The sequence below is a fragment of the Vibrio sp. 1580 genome (assembly GCF_033340055.1).
Map to the genome: position 1 here is coordinate 14,598 of NZ_JAWOVT010000002.1, position 17,968 is coordinate 32,565.

Here is a 17,968-nt window from a genome sequence, read left to right on the forward strand (position 1 = left end):
TCCCTACTTGAAAAATGGTTAAAACCGCAAACCAAACACTAAAAAATCTCGTGTAACCCGGTTTTTCAGAGGAAAAGGTTAAAAAACGCGCTTATTTACAAAATAGGGGTTGAGATTTTGCTGTGAAAAATTAACTATGGGGTAGGTTTTTTAATACATGGAGAGTTAATACGATGAGAGTTGGTTTAGTTGGTTGGCGCGGTATGGTTGGTTCAGTCCTTATGCAGCGTATGGTTGAAGAGAAAGACTTCGACCTAATCGAACCAGTATTCTACAGTACTTCTCAAGTTGGTATTCCTGCTCCTAACTTAGGAAAAGACGCAGGCTTACTGCAAGACGCGTATGATATTGAAAGCTTAAAACAGCTTGATGCGGTAATCACCTGTCAAGGTGGTAGCTACACAGAAAAAGTTTTCCCTGCACTTCGTCAGGCTGGTTGGAAAGGCTACTGGATTGATGCGGCCTCTACGCTACGTATGGCTGAAGATTCGATCATCACACTTGATCCAGTGAACTTAAAGCAAATCCAACAAGGCATCCACGGTGGCACGAACACATTTGTCGGTGGTAACTGTACGGTTAGTTTAATGCTAATGGGGCTAGGTGGTCTATTTGAGAAAGGCCTTGTTGAGTGGACAAGCGCAATGACTTACCAAGCCGCATCTGGTGCCGGTGCGCAAAATATGCGTGAATTGATCTCGCAAATGGGCGTTATCAATGACTCTGTGAGCTCTGAACTTGCAAACCCATCAAGCTCTATCCTAGATATTGATAAGAAAGTCGCGGATACAATGCGCAGCGGCTCTTTCCCTACCGATAAATTCGGTGTGCCACTAGCTGGTTCGTTGATCCCATGGATCGATGTGAAGCGCGATAATGGTCAGAGTAAAGAAGAGTGGAAAGCGGGCGCTGAGGCGAATAAAATTTTGGGTTCTCAAAGTTCACCTGTTCCAATTGACGGTACTTGTGTGCGTATTGGCGCGATGCGTTGTCACTCTCAAGCACTTACTATCAAGCTTAAACAAAATGTACCAATGGACGAAATCGAAGAAATCATCGCCACTCATAACGATTGGGTGAAAGTGATTCCTAACGACCGTGACATCACTGCTCAAGAGCTAACGCCGGCAAAAGTTACGGGCACAATGTCTGTACCAGTGGGTCGTCTACGTAAGATGGCAATGGGTGATGATTTCCTAAATGCTTTCACTGTTGGTGACCAACTGCTTTGGGGTGCTGCGGAGCCATTGCGTCGTACTCTGAGAATTATTCTGTCTGAGAAAGCATAATCACATCAATCCTTTATTTGATGACAAAATAAAAGAGCTCCGTAGGGAGCTCTTTTTTCATGCGTCGTCTTCCGTTCGAACGACTCTTTTGTCTGGATCGGCCAGTTCACTACCACAATGTTTACAGTAAATTGCGTCAGAGTCGTGCCCTGCGTGGGAGCAGTTTGGGCATTTCACCAATACTTTGTGCGATTGCATCTCTTGGTGCAGTTCGGCAGTGAAAATACCTGTAGGTACCGCCAAAATGGAATAACCCAGTAACATGGTGAGTGATGCAAGCCCTTTACCTAGGTCTGTTTGAGGGACCAAGTCACCATACCCAACCGTTGTGATGGTCACGATCGCCCAATAAATACTCTTAGGAATGCTAGTAAATCCGTTTTCAGGTCCTTCAATGATAAAAATCAACGAGCCGAAAATCGTTACCATAATGGCGACGGAACTAAAGAAGATAAAAATCTTTCTGCGCGCCATAAGCAGTGAACGTAAGAGGATATTGGACTCTTGGAGGTATCGGACTAACTTGAGTATGCGGAATATTCGCATCACTCGCAGCGCCCTGATCACACCCATAAACGAAGCGGATGGGAAGAAGAGTGCTAAATAAGTGGGCAAAATCGCAAGTAAATCGACGACACCATAAAAACTCTTTGCGTAGGCGGCAGGTTTGGGGGAGCAATAAAGCCTTAGAAGGTATTCAATCGTGAATAGGCCAGTAAATGTGTATTCAATAAACTTCAGCTCTTTTTCCCACTCGGCCCGAACGGAGGGTATCGAATCTAACACCAGTACGATTAACGAACTGATGATCGCGATAATGAGAGCAATATCGAACGTTTTACCAGCTTTGGTATGAGTACCAAAAATGGTGACATATAGAGTATGTTTAAGAGAGTCAGTCGTCATGACAAAGCGATCCATTGTTGAATCGCTCTATCATACAATTTTATAGAAACTCAGGCTAATCCTGGAAATAAGTTGCGTAAGCCATTCGCAATGAACTCTATGCCAAGCGCGCCCAATATCAAACCCATGATACGAGTAATGACGTTGATTCCAGTTTGACCTAAAAATCGTACGATCAATGGGGCAGAACGGAATAATAGCCATGAACAAAGGCAGAACAAACCAATCGTAATACTAATGCCCACGGTATCGAACATGCTTGGGTAGCGTGCACCATAAACAATAGTCGAACTGATTGCACCAGGACCTGCCATTAAAGGCATTGCAAGAGGGACCACACCAATCTGTTCACGACTGACGTATTCCGTTTTCTCTTGTTTGTTCTGCTTATCTTCCCCCAGTTTACCGCTCATCATCGAGAATGCGATGCTAAGTAATAGCAACCCGCCAGCGACACGAAACGAATCCAGAGAAATACTGAACATGTCTAACAATAACTGACCAGCAAAAAGCGAAATGATCAGGATGATCGCAACAGCCACATTTGCTGTTGTTGCCGTATTGCGCTTTTCGTCTGGTGTCATATGCCCGGTTAGTGACACAAACACAGGCATGATACCAACAGGGTTTACTGCGGCGACCAAACCGAGAAAAAACTGCAAGAAGATAGCAAGTTCAAAAGTTTGCATGTTGCGTACTCATCAAAGTTCACATTAGTGAAAAGGAGAAGGGGTAATTTGGGCGTAATGTAAGGCAAAAGTTAGGTTGTAAGAAATGAAAAAAACTAACGCATTCCCTGCCATTTAAGTGAGAAAAACTAATTCTTTAATAAACTGTATCTAATCTGGAAAGGAAATGTTACGTATAAAGTTGCTGATAAATTGCGCTGTTTTACATAAACGTTAACATTCGCACACTTTTGATAAAAACCAAGGTGGTTTGTAGAGAGATGTATTCGGTTCGATATACTCTCAGTAGCACAAAGAATTGGGCCTACATGTAATTTTGTTGGTCAAAAATGAAACTTTTTTACAGGTTGTTGTAGTTTCTTTTATTTATTTGTCCATTTGCTTCTTTTTTACTCAATAAAAAATGAAAGTTAATTTATTTGTTTATCAGTGATTTATGTCATTTTGGTGTGATGAGGCACCACTTTGGTAGTATTTAGGTGGTGAGAACTGATCCAAGTCAATTTTTTTCACACTCTGAAATATTATACTCAGTCCTGAAAGCAATTTACTAAGACGTTTGTTTTCTAAGTGACTGATAAACAGTAAAAACGATAAGTAATAGCCTTAGTAAAAAGTTTTTAATATTTGTTAATTTTAGGAGATTCCCTATGCCTGTAACTAATATGGCTGAACTAGATGCAATGGTTGCTCGCGTTAAGAAAGCGCAAGAAGAGTTCGCTACTTACTCTCAAGAGCAAGTAGATAAAATCTTTCGTGCAGCATCGCTTGCAGCTAACCAGGCCCGTATCCCGCTAGCTCAACAAGCGGTAGAAGAATCTGGTATGGGTATTGTTGAAGATAAAGTAATCAAGAACCACTTCGCTTCTGAGTTTATCTACAACAAATACAAAGACGAACAAACGTGTGGCATCTTAGAAGAGGATGACAACCTAGGTACTATGACTATCGCTGAGCCTGTAGGCATCATCTGCGGTATCGTACCAACGACTAACCCAACTTCTACAGCGATCTTCAAATCTCTAATCTCTTTGAAGACTCGTAACGGTATCATCTTCTCACCACACCCACGTGCGAAAAACTCAACTAACGATGCAGCTAAACTCGTTCTAGATGCAGCAGTAGCAGCAGGCGCACCAAAAGACATCATCGGTTGGATCGACCAGCCTTCTGTTGAGCTTTCAAACGCTCTAATGAAACACGATGACATCGCTCTTATCCTTGCAACTGGTGGTCCAGGCATGGTTAAAGCCGCTTACTCTTCTGGTAAGCCAGCAATCGGTGTAGGTGCAGGTAACGTTCCGGTTGTTATCGATGAAACAGCAGACATCAAACGTGCTGTTGCTTCTATCCTTATGTCTAAGACTTTCGACAACGGTGTAGTATGTGCTTCTGAGCAAGCTGCAATCGTAGTTGATGAAGTATACGACGAAGTGAAAGAGCGTTTTGCTTCTCACAAAGCTTATGTCCTAAGCAAAGCAGAAGCTGATAAAGTTCGTAAAGTGCTTCTTATCGATGGTGCGCTAAACGCGAAAATCGTAGGTCAGCCAGCAGCAGCAATCGCTGAAATGGCAGGCGTTAAAGTTCCAGCAGACACTAAAGTTCTTGTTGGTGAAGGTCTGGGTAAAGTATCTCACGATGACGCATTCGCTCACGAGAAACTATCTCCAACTCTAGGTCTATTCCGTGCTGACAACTTCGAAGATGCGGTTGCTCAAGCGGTAACTATGGTTGAGATTGGTGGTATCGGCCACACATCTGGTCTTTACACTAACCAAGATACTAACGCTGATCGTATCCGTTACTTCGGTGACAAGATGAAGACAGCTCGTATCCTAATCAACATCCCGACTACTCACGGTGGTATCGGTGACTTGTACAACTTCAACGTTGCGCCATCTCTAACGCTAGGTTGTGGTTCTTGGGGTGGTAACTCTATCTCTGAGAACGTAGGTCCTAAACACCTAATCAACAAGAAAACTGTAGCGAAGCGAGCTGAAAACATGTTGTGGCATAAACTACCTAAGTCAATCTACTTCCGTCGTGGTAGCCTTCCAATCGCGCTTGGCGACCTAGAAGGTAAGAAACGTGCATTCCTAGTAACTGACCGTTTCCTATTCAACAACGGTTACGCAGATGACGTAGTAAGCCTACTAAAAGCTCAAGGCATGGAAGTTCAAACATTCTTCGATGTTGAAGCTGACCCAACACTGTCTGTAGTAGAAAAAGGTGCGGCTCAAATGGCTAGCTACCAACCTGACGTTATCCTAGCGCTAGGCGGTGGTTCACCAATGGATGCAGCGAAAATCATGTGGGTAATGTACGAACACCCAGAAACTCACTTTGAAGAACTAGCAATGCGCTTTATGGACATCCGTAAACGTATCTACAAGTTCCCTAAAATGGGTAAAAAAGCTGAGCTTGTATGTATCACTACAACTTCAGGTACTGGCTCAGAAGTTACTCCATTCGCGGTTGTTACTGACGACAAGACTGGTGCGAAATACCCACTAGCTGACTACGAAATCACGCCAAACATGGCAATCGTTGATGCGAACCTAGTAATGAACATGCCTAAGTCTCTAACAGCATTTGGTGGTTACGATGCAGTAACTCACGCTCTAGAAGCTTACGTATCAGTTCTTGCTAACGAATACTCAGATGGCCAAGCTCTTCAAGCACTTAAGATGCTAAAAGAGTACCTACCATCAAGCTATGCGAACGGTGCAAATGACCCAATCGCTCGTGAGAAAGTACACAACGCAGCTACTATCGCTGGTGTTGCATTTGCGAACGCATTCCTAGGTGTTTGTCACTCAATGGCTCACAAACTGGGTGCTGAGTTCCACTTGCCACACGGCCTAGCTAACGCACTACTTATCTCTAACGTGGTACGTTACAACGCGAACGACAATCCAACTAAACAAACTGCGTTCTCTCAATACGACCGTCCACAAGCACGTCGTCGTTACGCTGAAGTTGCTGACCACCTAGGCCTAAGCCAAGAAGGTGACCGTACTGCTCAGAAGATTGAACGTCTACTAGCATGGTTGGATGAACTAAAAGTTAACCTAGACATCCCAATGTCTATCCAAGCGGCAGGTGTTGCTGAATCAGATTTCGTAGCGAAACTGGATGAGCTAGCGGTAGAAGCGTTCGATGACCAATGTACTGGTGCGAACCCACGTTACCCTCTAATCAGCGAACTTAAAGATGTGTTGATGGCTTCTTACTACGGTAAAGCATTTGTTGAAGGCGAAACTTTCGAAGGTACAACTGTTATCAAGAAGAAAGCAGACCAAGAAGCAGCAAAAGCAGCACCTAAAGCAAAGAAAGAAAAAGCTGACGCGTAATTAAAAAATCGAGTGAGCAAGGTTTTCGCTAGCACGGAACCTTAATCGGGAAAAGGTTAAAGCCCCAGTCAAATGACTGGGGCTTTTTTTATTTTGGTGCAGGAGTTACATCTGGCTTGGGAAAACAGAGTTGCTGTGTATGCTTACACTTCGGTCGCAACTACTCGGCCACTGAAGTATTCATTCGCGACGATGTATGCTGTGTTGCGGACTAGTTCGTCTTGGATCTCAGCCCAGTGTCTCTCGTTGAGCTCTTCTTTTGTATGATTTACCGAGGGAATAACGCCGCCCACTCGAATGTTGAATGGTGTGAGTTCTTTTGCCCAGCTGTGAGTAAAACCTGACACCAACGCCGCCATGCTTTCAACTCCCGTAAAGTCTTCATGGTTGTCATGAGAAATGACGTTAACAATGACGCCTTTCTTGTTTCTGGCTCGAAAGCGCTCTGCTCCTACTTGGCCGTAGGTATAAAGGAAGCGTGCCGCAGACGACAAGTGATCAATGTAAGTACTCATTGGTTCTGGCGCCATTAAGCCAGGCATAGGAGAGCTGGTCCAGCAATTAACAATCACATCTGGTGTCGCATGTAGCTGTGATTCTATCTGGTCAAACAATAAGTTAATGGACGTTGTGTTATCACTACACACATTCATCGCATACACTTTGTCAGTGAAAGCGCTGATTTGCTCATAGCTCGCTCTCAAAGCGCTAGAATTTTGGTCACAAAGAATCAACGTTGCTCCAAGGTGAGCAAAGTGATTTGCACAGGTTCTTCCTATAACCGAACCTGCAGACGTGACGAGAATAATTGATTCTTTGATATCCATAGCACCTTCACTGTATCCATATGTGAAAAACAATACACCAGTGGTTTGTGCTAATAGCATGGTTGAAATTCGTTGGGTTCAGTGTGAAAGGCTTCAAACTAACGCTTTCGAGTGAGGACTATTGTGCGGTAATTTGTAAGATGTCACATTTCTGACGTGTAGGTATTGCAAGCTATTGGATAAAAAGCGGATCTCTATGCTTTAGCTTGAATTTGATGCTGACGTTGAGCCGTCACTAGCTGATTATATAGCCCAGCATCTGGGATCAGTTGTTTGTTGCGTTCGCCCAATCTGCGTCGCTCATGACCAGATAGGTTGTGATAAACCTCCTCTGGTAGGTTGAATGTGTCTTCAGGCAGGTAAGTCAGCGCATCTGGTTTTAGGTAATGGCTCAGCTTTGCGGAAGGCAATCCTGCATCGTGAAACTGTTTCGCTTGTTCAGCTGCGAGTTCATAGCTGCTGCTATCAGAACGAAGAGCTTGAGGTTGCGATAAACCCAATTGTTGGCGAAGAATACTGTCACTGGTGATGACTTCCTGGACCTCTTCAACCGGGACTACATCGCGAACATCATTAGAGAACATAGACAGAATCAGCGAGAAATCCGCACGACGACCTTCGTGTACGGCATGGTTAATACCATTACCGAACTGAAGTTCGTTGATAATTGCAGCTTTGTCTAACGTATGAATTTGCATGATGTTCCTCGCTCGATGCTCTTTTAACGGCGTGGATAAGAAGAACTTTAGTAAAAGAGGGAATTATTTAAAGGTGCTAGGGAAGGCGAAACAAAAAAGCCCGCTAAATAGCGAGCTTTTGAATAAGACTAAATTGAACTTAGGGGGAAGTATATTACTTCGCTAGGTTCTCAGCTACGAAGTCCCAGTTTACTAGAGCCCAGAAGCCGTTCATGTAATCAGGACGTACGTTGCGGTAATCGATGTAGTACGCGTGTTCCCATAGGTCAACAGTTAGAAGTGGTGTTGTACCTTCTTCTGTTAGAGGAGTAGCAGCGTTAGAAGTGTTAACGATCTCTAGAGAACCGTCAGCTTTCTTAACAAGCCAAGTCCATGAAGAACCGAAGTTGTTGATTGCTGAATCAGTAAACTTCGCTTTGAATTCTTCAAAAGAACCGAATGCTGCGTTGATAGCGTCTGCAACTGCGCCAGTTGGCTCGCCGCCCGCATTTGGAGCAAGACAGTGCCAGTAGAACGTGTGGTTCCAGATTTGCGCTGCGTTGTTGAATACGCCACCAGTAGAAGTCTTGATGATCTCTTCTAGAGTTTTGCCTTCGAACTCAGTACCAGGGATAAGACCGTTAAGCTTAACAACGTAAGTGTTGTGGTGCTTACCGTGGTGGTAGTCTAGAGTCTCTGCTGAGATGTGTGGTTCTAGTGCGTCTTTCGCGTAAGGAAGAGCTGGTAGTTCAAATGCCATTACTCGATTCTCCATTGATTTGAAAGGATGACCTTTCGATTGCTTCCAGTGTTTTTTTATAGCTATGTCGCCTTTAAGGCTGACTTGCTAAGTATTTTAGCAAGTTTTTACTTTATTAAAACCCCGATATGAAAATATTTTAAGAGGTTAGCAGTGGTGAAGTGCTGCATTGCTCGCCAATGAGCAATCTAAAATTAAGCCTTATTAATTATATGGTTTTTATTCTGTCGTTATTGAGTAGAATGTGGCAAATAAATAAAGTTCAAACCCATGAATGAGGAAGCGATGGAAACTATCGACAAAATCAAACAGCAGATCTCTGAAAACTCAATCCTGCTGTACATGAAAGGATCACCGAAACTACCTAGCTGTGGTTTCTCTTCTCAAGCGTCACAGGCACTAATGGCATGTGGTGAGAAGTTCGCTTACGTAGACATTCTGCAAAACCCAGATATCCGTGCTGAGTTACCAAAGTACGCGCAATGGCCAACTTTCCCTCAACTATGGGTTGAAGGTGAGCTTATCGGCGGTTGTGACATTATTCTAGAAATGTTCCAAAAAGGTGAACTGCAGCCTCTAATCAAAGAAGCAGCAGCGCGCGCTGAAGATCAAGCTGAGTAATTCGTAAATACTCACATTTAGCGATAGAATACGAAGGAGCCGTACTGGCTCCTTTTTCTTTTTAGGTTAGTGGAATGAACATAAAGCTTTACTACGTGCATGACCCAATGTGCAGTTGGTGTTGGGGTTACAAACCAACGCTGGATAAACTAAAACAGCAACTGCCAGGTGTGATTCAGTTTGAGTATGTGGTTGGTGGTCTTGCGCCAGATACTAATTTACCGATGCCGCCCGAGATGCAACAAAAACTCGAAGGTATTTGGAAGCAGATTGAGCGCCAGTTAGGCACTAAGTTTAACTACGATTTCTGGAAGCTTTGTACGCCAGTAAGAAGCACTTACCAATCTTGTCGTGCGGTTATTGCAGCGGGCTTTCAAGATTCTTATGAGCAGATGCTAGAAGCGATTCAGCATGCGTATTACTTACGTGCGATGCCTCCTCATGAAGAAGCCACTCACTTGCAACTAGCGAGAGAAATTGGCTTGAATGTTCAGCAATTCAAGAATGACATGGATGGCTCTTTCTTAGAAGGTGTGTTCGAAGATCAATTGAGCCTTGCAAAGAGCCTAGGTGTGAGCTCTTACCCTAGCTTGGTTCTTAAAATTAACGACGCTTATTTTCCGATTGCCATCGATTACCTGTCGACAGAACCAACCTTGAAGCTGATGCGTGAGCGTATTATTGACAATATGCCAGCGCAATAACCACAGTTATGAATAACAAAAAGCCGCTCATTGAGCGGCTTTTTCGTAACTAAATGTATATCCATCCAAACAATAGTATTAAAGCACCATTGCTGCAATCCAACCAAAGATGATTAGAGGGATATTGTAATGGATAAAGGTTGGAACGACTGTTTCCCAAATGTGCTCATGTTGACCGTCGGCATTTAGACCAGATGTAGGGCCTAATGTAGAGTCAGAAGCTGGAGAGCCTGCATCACCTAACGCAGCCGCAGTACCTACCAGTGCAATCGTTGCCATCGGCGAGAAGCCGAATGCTAGCGCAAGAGGCACATAGATAGTTGCAAGGATTGGAATCGTAGAGAACGATGAACCAATGCCCATTGTTACCAACAGACCAACGATCAGCATCAGTAGTGCAGCTAAAGGCTTATTGTCACCGATGCTGGTTGATAGCGATTGTACTAGTGTTTCAACACCGCCAGTTTGCTTCATTACTGCTGCAAAACCTGCCGCTGCAATCATGATGAAGCCAATCATTGCCATCATGTGTACACCTTTAGTGAACACGTCGTGCGTCTCTTTCCATGCAATAACGCCGCCGAAAGTAAACACCATAAAGCCAGCTAGAGCACCGATAATCATTGAACCCGTGTAAAGCTGAACACCCAATGCAGCGACAATACCAAGTGCCGCAACTAAGATGTGCTTTTTATTGATGACATGATCGGTTTCGTCAACGACAGTCAACTCAGTTTCTTTGTAGACACGCGGTTTACGATAGCTAACAAAGATAGCCAGTAATAGACCAAACAGCATGCCTGCACCTGGCAGTAACATGGCGGTTGGGACTTGGCTTGCAACCACGTTTTCCAAACCGTTGTCATGTAGGTTCTTTAATAGAATGTTGTTTAAGAAAATACCGCCGAAACCAACAGGTAAGATCATGTAAGGTGTGATCAAACCGAAGGTAAGAACACACGCGACCAAACGTCGGTCGAGCTTAAGTTTCGCGAATACGCCCAAAAGAGGTGGAATCAAAATTGGAATAAAGGCGATATGGACCGGAATTACGTTCTGAGATGACATCGTGACAAGCACTAACGCCACCAACACGGCGTACTTTAAGCCAGTAGTGGAAGCGGAGTTTTCTTTACCATTTAAGCGCTTGATAACACTTTTGGCCAGTAGATCCGTGATGCCTGATTTCGAGATGGCAACAGCGAAAGTACCTAACATGGCGTAGCTTAGCGCGATAGTTGCACCGCCACCTAGACCACTTTCAAATGCGGCAACCGTATCCCCAAGGCTCATGCCTGCGACTAGGCCGCCTACGATGGCACTAAACGTGAGGGCAACCACCACGTTTACGCGCATCAATGCTAACACGAGCATGACGCACACTGATATAACGACAGGATTCATACTTTTCCTAATATGTTGTGTTTACTTATTATTCTTCGTCGACAAGCGGCCAACCGCCGAGGGCCTTCCATTTGTTGACAATACCGCAGAATAATTCTGCTGTTTTTTGTGTATCGTAAAGCGCAGAGTGTGCTTCACGGTTATCAAATTCCATCCCGGCTGTTTTGCATGCTTTAGCGAGAACTGTTTGGCCATAAGCAAGGCCACTTAATGTAGCCGTATCAAAAGTAGCAAAGGGATGAAAAGGGACTCTTTTTAGTTTACAGCGTTCATTTGCTGCATTTACAAAACCCAAGTCGAATGCTGCGTTATGAGCAACCATAATTGCACGTGAGCAATCTGCGGCTTTTTGTTCTTTGCGAATAAGCTTATAAATTTCCTTTAGCGCCTCTTGCTCAGAAACAGCACCACGAAGAGGGCTGAAAGGGTCACGAATACCATTGAATTCAAGCGCTTCTTTTTCTAAGTTAGCGCCTTCAAATGGCTCCACATGAAAATGAATGGTGGAGGCCGGATGCAACACGCCATGTTCGTCCATTTTCAACGTAACGGCACAGATTTCTAAAAGTGCATCAGTTTGAGCATTGAAACCAGCGGTCTCAACGTCTACTACCACAGGGAAATAACCACGAAAGCGTTTTTTCAAGGTTAGAGCTTCATTTTCTAGTGTCATGTTGGCTTATTTTTGTGTGACGAAGGCTGCATTATTGCAGATTATACCGATGAGAAAAACCGCAATTTAAGAGAAAACCGGAATTCTATTTTGCATCCAATCAATAAGTTTGTATTGCATATTATGTAGACGTTTATTCGCCATACTTTGCATCATGTAAACCGATAAAACATGAGGAAGTAAAACGCTAAGTGGCGGTTAAGGTGATTGGAACACGGTGGCTCACATTAATGGCAGTGTGACAGATAACCCTATATTGGCGAGATTTTTGCATGCCGGTTGAAGTGGTTTTATTGATGCAAATTGACGGCAACAGACTGCCGTTTAAGAGACAGTATTAGATGAAGAAATGGCTGATTACCAGTGGTGTTGTATTTTCGTTGTTTAGCACAAGCAGCTTCGCTTTGATGGGCAAACGTTATGCTGCAACTCCACAGCAATCTCAATGGGAAATGGTGGTCAATACACCATTAGAATGTCAGCTTGTACACCCCATTCCAAGCTTTGGAGATGCGGTATTTTCATCTCGTGCAAATAAAAAAATCAATTTAGACTTTGAGTTAAAAATGCGTCGCCCGATGGGAGAAACACGTAACGTCAGTCTCATTTCTATGCCGCCACCTTGGCGACCAGGTGAACACGCCGATCGAATTACAAACTTAAAGTTTTTTAAACAGTTTGATGGTTATGTCGGAGGGCAAACAGCATGGGGCATTTTGTCTGAGCTGGAAAAAGGCCGTTATCCGACTTTTAGTTACCAAGATTGGCAGAGCCGAGATCAGAGAATTGAAGTCGCATTGTCATCAGTACTATTTCAAAACAAGTACAACGCGTTTAGCGACTGTATTTCCAACTTATTGAAATATAGTTTTGAGGACATTGCTTTTACGATTTTGCACTACGAAAGACAAGGTGATCAGTTAACCAAGGCTTCTAAAAAGCGTTTATCACAAATTGCAGATTATATCCGACATAATCAAGATATCGATCTCGTGCTGGTGGCGACGTACACAGATTCAACCGATGGTAAAAGTGCGAGTCAAAGTTTATCAGAGCGACGTGCAGAGTCACTTCGTGACTATTTTCAGTCTCTAGGGCTACCGGAAGATCGAATTCAAGTGCAAGGGTACGGCAAGCGTCGTCCTATTGCAGATAACGGTTCGCCAATAGGAAAAGACAAAAACCGCCGAGTCGTGATATCTCTAGGGCGAACCCAAGTGTGATGCATATAAAAACGCCGAAGCTGAAAGCTTCGGCATTTTTGATTTACTGACGTTGTTAATAATATTTTAGTGGTATTTTGCCAAGCACGTTTCGGTGATTCCTGCTGTATAATTTGAATGTTAGTTTAAGCGGAATTTGGCAATGACTTCGCAATTGGTGGCGGTATCGATTTTTTCAACCTGTTTGGCAATAGCCGGATTAGGGTGACGCTTCATAAAGTCTATCAACGCCTTAGTACAGCATCCTATCGAGTCGATAAAGCTTGCACACTCTTTATTTGGGCATTGTGGGATAAGTGTTAAGACCTTCTCAGAGGCCAGTTGAAGGTATTTGAGTTCATAGTCAGTATCTCCAGCCCAACGCCAGAACTGAGCTAAGTTATGACAAGAAATCACAGAAATTAATAATCGCTCGTCCGCCTCAATTTCCACACATTCGCTGATATCTTCACTCAGGCTTAGGGCTTGCTGGTAATGAAGAATGCTGCGAACAGGGTCATCTAGTTGAAGTGCCGTATCGGCTAGAAGTGTGTGTTTTTCCCATTCACTGATCATTATCGTAATCCCGCATATCGAAGTTGCGGATAAATCTAAACGATAACTATTATCAAGTAAAGGGTTTTGTTTATAAAAGGACAGGCAGATCGCAGACCTGCCTGTAATCGGAGTTCAACTTGCAGTACAAGTGATTATTAGAAGTGCCGCTTAGCCTTCAAGACCTGATGAAGCTTGCTTGTTTTGAATAAGCTCAATCATATAACCATCTGGGTCTTTTACGAATGCAATGTGCGTGCTTCCGCCTTTTACTGGACCTGGCTCACGCGTCACATTACCGCCCGCCGCTTTGATAGCGTCGCAAGTTGTGTAGATATCATCAACACCAATGGCGATATGACCAAAAGCAGTACCTAGGTCATACTCAGTTTTACCCCAGTTGTAAGTCAGTTCGATCACTGCACCTTGGGATTCGTCACCATAACCAAGAAACGCTAGCGTGTATTCGTACTCTTTATTTTCGTTAGTACGAAGCAGCTGCATGCCCATAACTTCAGTGTAAAACTTGATGGATTTGTCTAGATCACCTACGCGAAGCATAGTGTGGAGAATTCGACCGTTTGACATTTTTTGCTCCTAGCTTTGATTTACAAATAGCATTAGCTATCTGGGTATACTTTCTCTTTATATTCGCACAAATCTTCGATAATACAGCTACCGCAGCGAGGCTTTCTTGCTACGCACGTATAACGACCATGAAGAATGAGCCAGTGGTGCACATCGAGTTTGAACTCTTTTGGCACAACTTTTAATAGCTTCTGCTCGACATCATCAACCGTTTTTCCCATCGCAAATTTAGTGCGATTCGACACGCGATAAATGTGCGTATCGACGGCAATAGTTGGCCAACCAAAAGCGGTGTTGAGCACGACGTTTGCGGTCTTGCGACCTACGCCTGGTAGCGCTTCTAACGCGGCACGATCTTCAGGAACTTCACCATTGTGTTTTTCCAACAAGATCTTACAAGTCTTGATTGTGTTTTCTGCCTTTGAGTTAAACAAACCGATGGTCTTTATGTATTCTTTTAAGCCATCGACTCCCAAATCAAGAATGCTTTGAGGTGTATTCGCTACAGGGAAAAGCTTGTCGGTGGCTTTATTGACGCTTACATCGGTTGCTTGAGCTGATAGTAATACAGCGATTAGCAGCTCAAAAGGGGAGCTCCAGTTAAGCTCAGTTTGAGGATTCGGATTGTTTTCTCGTAATCGCTCAAGAATTTCGATTCTTTTTATTTTGTTCATTGCTGACTTCCAATACCGTCTCTGCGGTTTATGAAAAAGGCTCCTATGACAGAGCCTTATCTTGTTATGCGTTAGTGACGCGAGCACGTTCTATGGTTGGTTTTTCTTCTTTTGGTTGACGTGCCTGAATTGAATTATCTATGACATTTTTGAGCGCTATCAACAGCCCAACACCGATAAATGCACCAGGTGGGAGAAGCGCTAACAGGAAGCTATTGTCAAATTGGAAAACTTGAATCCGTAGAGCTGAAGCCCAGTCTCCTAGGAGAAGGTCTGCTCCGTCGAATAGTGTGCCATTACCAATCAATTCGCGCATGGCACCTAAAACAACCAAGACGCTCGTCATACCAAGGCCCATCCACAAACCATCTAGCGCAGCGGGTGCAACATCATTTTTTGACGCGTAAGCTTCTGCTCGGCCAATAATAATGCAGTTCGTTACAATCAGAGGAATAAAGATACCTAGAGACAGGTACAAACCGTACGCATAGGCATTCATTAACAACTGAACGCAGGTAACGAGTGAGGCAATGATCATAACGAATACAGGTATACGGATCTCTTTTGGCACATAGTTACGAATAAGAGAAACCGTGACGTTGGATCCAACTAGCACGAGTAAGGTTGCAATACCAAGACCTAATGCATTGGTTATCGTGGAAGAAACCGCTAGCAGTGGACATAAGCCCAGCAGTTGTACGAGAGCGGGGTTGTTACTCCACATACCGTTTTTCATCAGTAATTTATTCTCATTCATTACTGCTCTCCTTCACAGCCTAACGGCTGGTTAAGAATGTCTTCACGAGATTGGTTTACGTAGTTAACGGTATTTCGCACCACTTTTACGACGGCTCTTGGCGTGATCGTTGCACCAGTAAATTGATCGAAATCGCCGCCATCTTTACGAACTTTCCACGAATTCCAATTGTTTTCCGTGACTTGTTTTCCTGTAAAGCTCAGGATCCAGTCGGTGACACGAAGATCGATTTTATCGCCCAGACCAGGGGTTTCTTGGTGGTTTAGGACGCGTGTCCCCAAAATATTGCCCTGATTATCAATCCCAGTAATCACTTTTATCTCACCATTGTAGCCATCTGGCGCGATAGATTCTATTGCGATTGCTGTTGGTTCACCATTCTTCGTGGCGAGGTAGGCTGGCATCGCACGTAATGTCCCCAGATCTGGAGACGTGACCATTGTACAAGCTTGCGTGAGTGCGTTGTCATGCATGTTTTCTGGAATGACTTGATTCAAAACAGAAAGTAATTGTTTTTGCTCTTGTACCTTGATTTGGTCTTTTGTTAGGTACTGAGTAAGGGCGACTAATCCGGTTGTTGCACATGCAAATATCGCGAGTGTCAGACCATTTTTTCTAATAGCGGTTAACATGTTTACCTCAGTGACCGTAAGTTCTAGGTTTGGTGTAGTAATCGATCAGTGGCACACACATATTTGCAAGCAACACTGCAAATGCAACACCATCTGGGAAACCGCCCCAACTGCGAATGATAAAAACCAAAGCACCAATAAGCGCACCGAAGATTAAACGTCCTTTGACGGTGGTAGACGCCGAAACGGGATCGGTTGCAATAAAGAATGCGCCAAGCATGGTTGCACCAGATAACAAGTGTAAAATTGGCGACGCAGTTTCCCCTGGCGTCAGCAACGTGAACACTAGGCTAAACAGAGTCAGACTCGCAAGGAAACCTGCTGGAATATACCATTGGATGATACGCTTTTTGATCATGACTATGCCGCCAAGAAGGTAAGCAAGGTTTACCCATTGCCAACCAATACCACCTAAGCCATCAAATATCGGCTGCGACATTACTTCGCTTGGAGTGGCACCTGTAAGAATGCCAGTCTTAAATGCATCAAGTGGTGTCGCCATTGTCACACCGTCAACACCTGAGCGAACTTGCTGAAGTGATAAGCCGTCGTAATCATAGCCCGTAAAAATTAAAGAGAGTGTATCTGCAAAATTTACGTGATCAGGTATGAGTGACGTCGGGGCACTCCAACTCGTCATTTGCACTGGGAATGAGATTAACAAGACCACATAAGCGACCATGGCAGGATTGAATAAGTTTTGACCAAGGCCACCATATAGGTGTTTAGCAATTACGATCGCGAAAATAAGTCCGATCACCATAATCCACCACGGAGACCATGGTGGAATAGCAACGGCTAATAACCAAGCGGTAACGATCGCACTGTTATCACGTAGTGCTCGCATCGGCGAACGTTTACGGAAGACCATAACTAAGGCTTCAAGTGATACAGCGACTGCGATGGCAAAAATCAGCTGAATAAGCGTTCCCCAGCCAAAGAAGTAGGTTTGAGCTACTAAACCTGGAAGTGCGCAAAGTGCCACCCATTTCATTAAGTCTGGCGTACTACGACGACTGTGGGTATGCGGTGAACTGGCAATAAAAAACGACACTACTCGTTCTCCTCAGTATTATTTTTATTAGCTTCTTGTTGCGCTTTGCGGGCCTTCGCGCGCGCAATTGCTGCGGCAACCGCGGCTTTTTTCGGATCCACTTCTGGTTCTTCAGAAGTTGCTTCTTCAACAGGCTCAGTTTGCGTTTCTTGCTTAGCTTTACGCGCTTTGGCACGTGCAATGGCAGCAGCCACGGCGGCTTTTTTCGGATCTTCGGTTTGCTCGGCAGGTGCTTCAGCTTCTTCCGCTTCAGTTGAGTCTGCTTGTTTCGCTTTACGAGCCTTCGCGCGCGCAATTGCTGCGGCAACCGCGGCTTTTTTCGGATCCACTTCTGGTTCTTCAGAAGTTGCGTCTTCAACAGGCTCAGTTTGCGTTTCTTGCTTCGCTTTACGTGCTTTGGCACGTGCAATGGCAGCTGCCACGGCGGCTTTTTTCAGATCGTCGGTTTGCTCGGCAGGTGCGTCAGCTTCTTCCGCTTCGGTTGAGTCTGCTTGCTTCGCTTTGCGCGCTTTGGCTCGAGCAATTGCAGCGGCAACTGCGGCTTTTTTCGGATCGTCGGTTTGCTCGGCAGGTGCGTCAGCTTCTTCCGCTTCAGTTGAGTCT

18 protein-coding genes and 1 pseudogene are annotated in these 17,968 nt (G+C 44.3%); 5 read left to right on the forward strand and 14 right to left on the reverse strand.

Going from position 1 to position 17,968, the window contains the following annotated elements; all coding sequences use genetic code 11:
• Positions 1-173: 173 nt before the first annotated feature.
• Positions 174-1,289, forward strand: a complete 1,116-nt coding sequence (asd, locus tag R7093_RS03135; protein WP_005380727.1) for an aspartate-semialdehyde dehydrogenase — start codon at positions 174-176, stop codon at positions 1,287-1,289.
• Positions 1,290-1,346: 57 nt separating this feature from the next.
• On the opposite strand, the gene R7093_RS03140 is transcribed toward asd, so the two are convergent.
• Entirely contained in the window at positions 1,347-2,210 is an 864-nt protein-coding gene (locus tag R7093_RS03140; protein ID WP_005380728.1) for an ion transporter, read from the reverse strand.
• Positions 2,211-2,245: 35 nt separating this feature from the next.
• On the reverse strand, positions 2,246-2,884 hold the full coding sequence (locus tag R7093_RS03145; RefSeq protein ID WP_005380729.1) for a YchE family NAAT transporter: 639 nt from the start codon (positions 2,882-2,884) through the stop codon (positions 2,246-2,248).
• Between the two features lie 650 nt (positions 2,885-3,534).
• Between R7093_RS03145 and adhE the strand changes: the two genes are divergently transcribed.
• Positions 3,535-6,237: a bifunctional acetaldehyde-CoA/alcohol dehydrogenase gene (gene adhE, locus R7093_RS03150; protein ID WP_005380731.1), complete on the forward strand. Its 2,703-nt coding sequence runs from the start codon at positions 3,535-3,537 to the stop codon at positions 6,235-6,237.
• Between the two features lie 143 nt (positions 6,238-6,380).
• Here the strand turns inward: adhE and R7093_RS03155 are convergent, their stop codons facing one another.
• From R7093_RS03155 to sodB, 3 genes are all read right to left on the reverse strand, one after another.
• Complete coding sequence (locus R7093_RS03155; RefSeq protein WP_318146500.1) at positions 6,381-7,124, reverse strand: SDR family oxidoreductase; 744 nt, start codon at positions 7,122-7,124, stop codon at positions 6,381-6,383.
• A gap of 134 nt (positions 7,125-7,258) precedes the next feature.
• Complete coding sequence (locus R7093_RS03160) at positions 7,259-7,762, reverse strand: VC2046/SO_2500 family protein (protein WP_033907342.1); 504 nt, start codon at positions 7,760-7,762, stop codon at positions 7,259-7,261.
• A gap of 154 nt (positions 7,763-7,916) precedes the next feature.
• Positions 7,917-8,501 carry a superoxide dismutase [Fe] gene (sodB, locus tag R7093_RS03165; RefSeq protein WP_005396533.1) on the reverse strand — a complete coding sequence of 195 codons (585 nt, stop codon included), beginning with the start codon at positions 8,499-8,501 and terminating at the stop codon, positions 7,917-7,919.
• 285 nt (positions 8,502-8,786) lie between these two features.
• Here sodB and R7093_RS03170 point away from each other — a divergent pair, with 285 nt between their 5' ends.
• Positions 8,787-9,122: a Grx4 family monothiol glutaredoxin gene (locus R7093_RS03170; RefSeq protein WP_017635833.1), complete on the forward strand. Its 336-nt coding sequence runs from the start codon at positions 8,787-8,789 to the stop codon at positions 9,120-9,122.
• A 74-nt stretch (positions 9,123-9,196) separates the two neighbouring features.
• Positions 9,197-9,826 (forward strand): DsbA family protein, encoded by a 630-nt coding sequence (locus R7093_RS03175; protein WP_047103466.1) that lies wholly within the window; start codon positions 9,197-9,199, stop codon positions 9,824-9,826.
• Between the two features lie 78 nt (positions 9,827-9,904).
• Here R7093_RS03175 and R7093_RS03180 read toward each other — a convergent pair whose 3' ends face one another.
• Together R7093_RS03180 and rnt are read right to left on the reverse strand one after the other, a co-directional pair.
• The gene (locus R7093_RS03180; RefSeq protein ID WP_017821192.1) at positions 9,905-11,230 is read right to left on the reverse strand and encodes a Na+/H+ antiporter family protein; all 1,326 of its coding nucleotides are present in this window, start codon (positions 11,228-11,230) and stop codon (positions 9,905-9,907) included.
• A 28-nt stretch (positions 11,231-11,258) separates the two neighbouring features.
• Positions 11,259-11,903, reverse strand: a complete 645-nt coding sequence (gene rnt, locus R7093_RS03185; protein WP_005384888.1) for a ribonuclease T — start codon at positions 11,901-11,903, stop codon at positions 11,259-11,261.
• Between the two features lie 341 nt (positions 11,904-12,244).
• Here rnt and motY point away from each other — a divergent pair, with 341 nt between their 5' ends.
• Entirely contained in the window at positions 12,245-13,126 is an 882-nt protein-coding gene (gene motY, locus R7093_RS03190) for a flagellar protein MotY (RefSeq protein WP_005384887.1), read from the forward strand.
• 120 nt (positions 13,127-13,246) lie between these two features.
• Here the strand turns inward: motY and R7093_RS03195 are convergent, their stop codons facing one another.
• From R7093_RS03195 to R7093_RS03225, 7 genes and pseudogenes are all read right to left on the reverse strand, one after another.
• Positions 13,247-13,681: a DUF2753 domain-containing protein gene (locus R7093_RS03195; protein ID WP_005384886.1), complete on the reverse strand. Its 435-nt coding sequence runs from the start codon at positions 13,679-13,681 to the stop codon at positions 13,247-13,249.
• A 150-nt stretch (positions 13,682-13,831) separates the two neighbouring features.
• Positions 13,832-14,248, reverse strand: a complete 417-nt coding sequence (gene gloA / locus R7093_RS03200) for a lactoylglutathione lyase (protein ID WP_017635317.1) — start codon at positions 14,246-14,248, stop codon at positions 13,832-13,834.
• Between the two features lie 32 nt (positions 14,249-14,280).
• Complete coding sequence (gene nth, locus R7093_RS03205; RefSeq protein WP_005380743.1) at positions 14,281-14,922, reverse strand: endonuclease III; 642 nt, start codon at positions 14,920-14,922, stop codon at positions 14,281-14,283.
• A 64-nt stretch (positions 14,923-14,986) separates the two neighbouring features.
• Positions 14,987-15,679 carry an electron transport complex subunit E gene (locus R7093_RS03210; RefSeq protein WP_005380745.1) on the reverse strand — a complete coding sequence of 231 codons (693 nt, stop codon included), beginning with the start codon at positions 15,677-15,679 and terminating at the stop codon, positions 14,987-14,989.
• A complete protein-coding gene (gene rsxG, locus R7093_RS03215) occupies positions 15,679-16,311 on the reverse strand; it encodes an electron transport complex subunit RsxG (RefSeq protein WP_047103464.1) in 633 nt (210 codons plus the stop codon). Before rsxG ends, R7093_RS03210 begins: the two co-directional genes overlap by 1 nt.
• A 7-nt stretch (positions 16,312-16,318) precedes the next feature.
• The gene (gene rsxD / locus R7093_RS03220) at positions 16,319-17,365 is read right to left on the reverse strand and encodes an electron transport complex subunit RsxD (RefSeq protein ID WP_047103462.1); all 1,047 of its coding nucleotides are present in this window, start codon (positions 17,363-17,365) and stop codon (positions 16,319-16,321) included.
• Positions 17,365-17,968: pseudogene (locus R7093_RS03225) on the reverse strand (electron transport complex subunit RsxC); the annotation flags it as partial. The pseudogene R7093_RS03225 and the gene rsxD, both read right to left, overlap by 1 nt.

What these genes read in the sequence shown, in the direction of transcription:
- asd (WP_005380727.1), top strand. Translation starts at nt 174, where the DNA reads ATGAGAGTTGGTTTAGTTGGTTGGCGCGGTATGGTTGGTTCAGTCCTT.
- R7093_RS03140 (WP_005380728.1), bottom strand. Translation starts at nt 2,210, where the DNA reads ATGGATCGCTTTGTCATGACGACTGACTCTCTTAAACATACTCTATAT.
- R7093_RS03145 (WP_005380729.1), bottom strand. Translation starts at nt 2,884, where the DNA reads ATGCAAACTTTTGAACTTGCTATCTTCTTGCAGTTTTTTCTCGGTTTG.
- adhE (WP_005380731.1), top strand. Translation starts at nt 3,535, where the DNA reads ATGCCTGTAACTAATATGGCTGAACTAGATGCAATGGTTGCTCGCGTT.
- R7093_RS03155 (WP_318146500.1), bottom strand. Translation starts at nt 7,124, where the DNA reads ATGCTATTAGCACAAACCACTGGTGTATTGTTTTTCACATATGGATAC.
- R7093_RS03160 (WP_033907342.1), bottom strand. Translation starts at nt 7,762, where the DNA reads ATGCAAATTCATACGTTAGACAAAGCTGCAATTATCAACGAACTTCAG.
- sodB (WP_005396533.1), bottom strand. Translation starts at nt 8,501, where the DNA reads ATGGCATTTGAACTACCAGCTCTTCCTTACGCGAAAGACGCACTAGAA.
- R7093_RS03170 (WP_017635833.1), top strand. Translation starts at nt 8,787, where the DNA reads ATGGAAACTATCGACAAAATCAAACAGCAGATCTCTGAAAACTCAATC.
- R7093_RS03175 (WP_047103466.1), top strand. Translation starts at nt 9,197, where the DNA reads ATGAACATAAAGCTTTACTACGTGCATGACCCAATGTGCAGTTGGTGT.
- R7093_RS03180 (WP_017821192.1), bottom strand. Translation starts at nt 11,230, where the DNA reads ATGAATCCTGTCGTTATATCAGTGTGCGTCATGCTCGTGTTAGCATTG.
- rnt (WP_005384888.1), bottom strand. Translation starts at nt 11,903, where the DNA reads ATGACACTAGAAAATGAAGCTCTAACCTTGAAAAAACGCTTTCGTGGT.
- motY (WP_005384887.1), top strand. Translation starts at nt 12,245, where the DNA reads ATGAAGAAATGGCTGATTACCAGTGGTGTTGTATTTTCGTTGTTTAGC.
- R7093_RS03195 (WP_005384886.1), bottom strand. Translation starts at nt 13,681, where the DNA reads ATGATCAGTGAATGGGAAAAACACACACTTCTAGCCGATACGGCACTT.
- gloA (WP_017635317.1), bottom strand. Translation starts at nt 14,248, where the DNA reads ATGTCAAACGGTCGAATTCTCCACACTATGCTTCGCGTAGGTGATCTA.
- nth (WP_005380743.1), bottom strand. Translation starts at nt 14,922, where the DNA reads ATGAACAAAATAAAAAGAATCGAAATTCTTGAGCGATTACGAGAAAAC.
- R7093_RS03210 (WP_005380745.1), bottom strand. Translation starts at nt 15,679, where the DNA reads ATGAATGAGAATAAATTACTGATGAAAAACGGTATGTGGAGTAACAAC.
- rsxG (WP_047103464.1), bottom strand. Translation starts at nt 16,311, where the DNA reads ATGTTAACCGCTATTAGAAAAAATGGTCTGACACTCGCGATATTTGCA.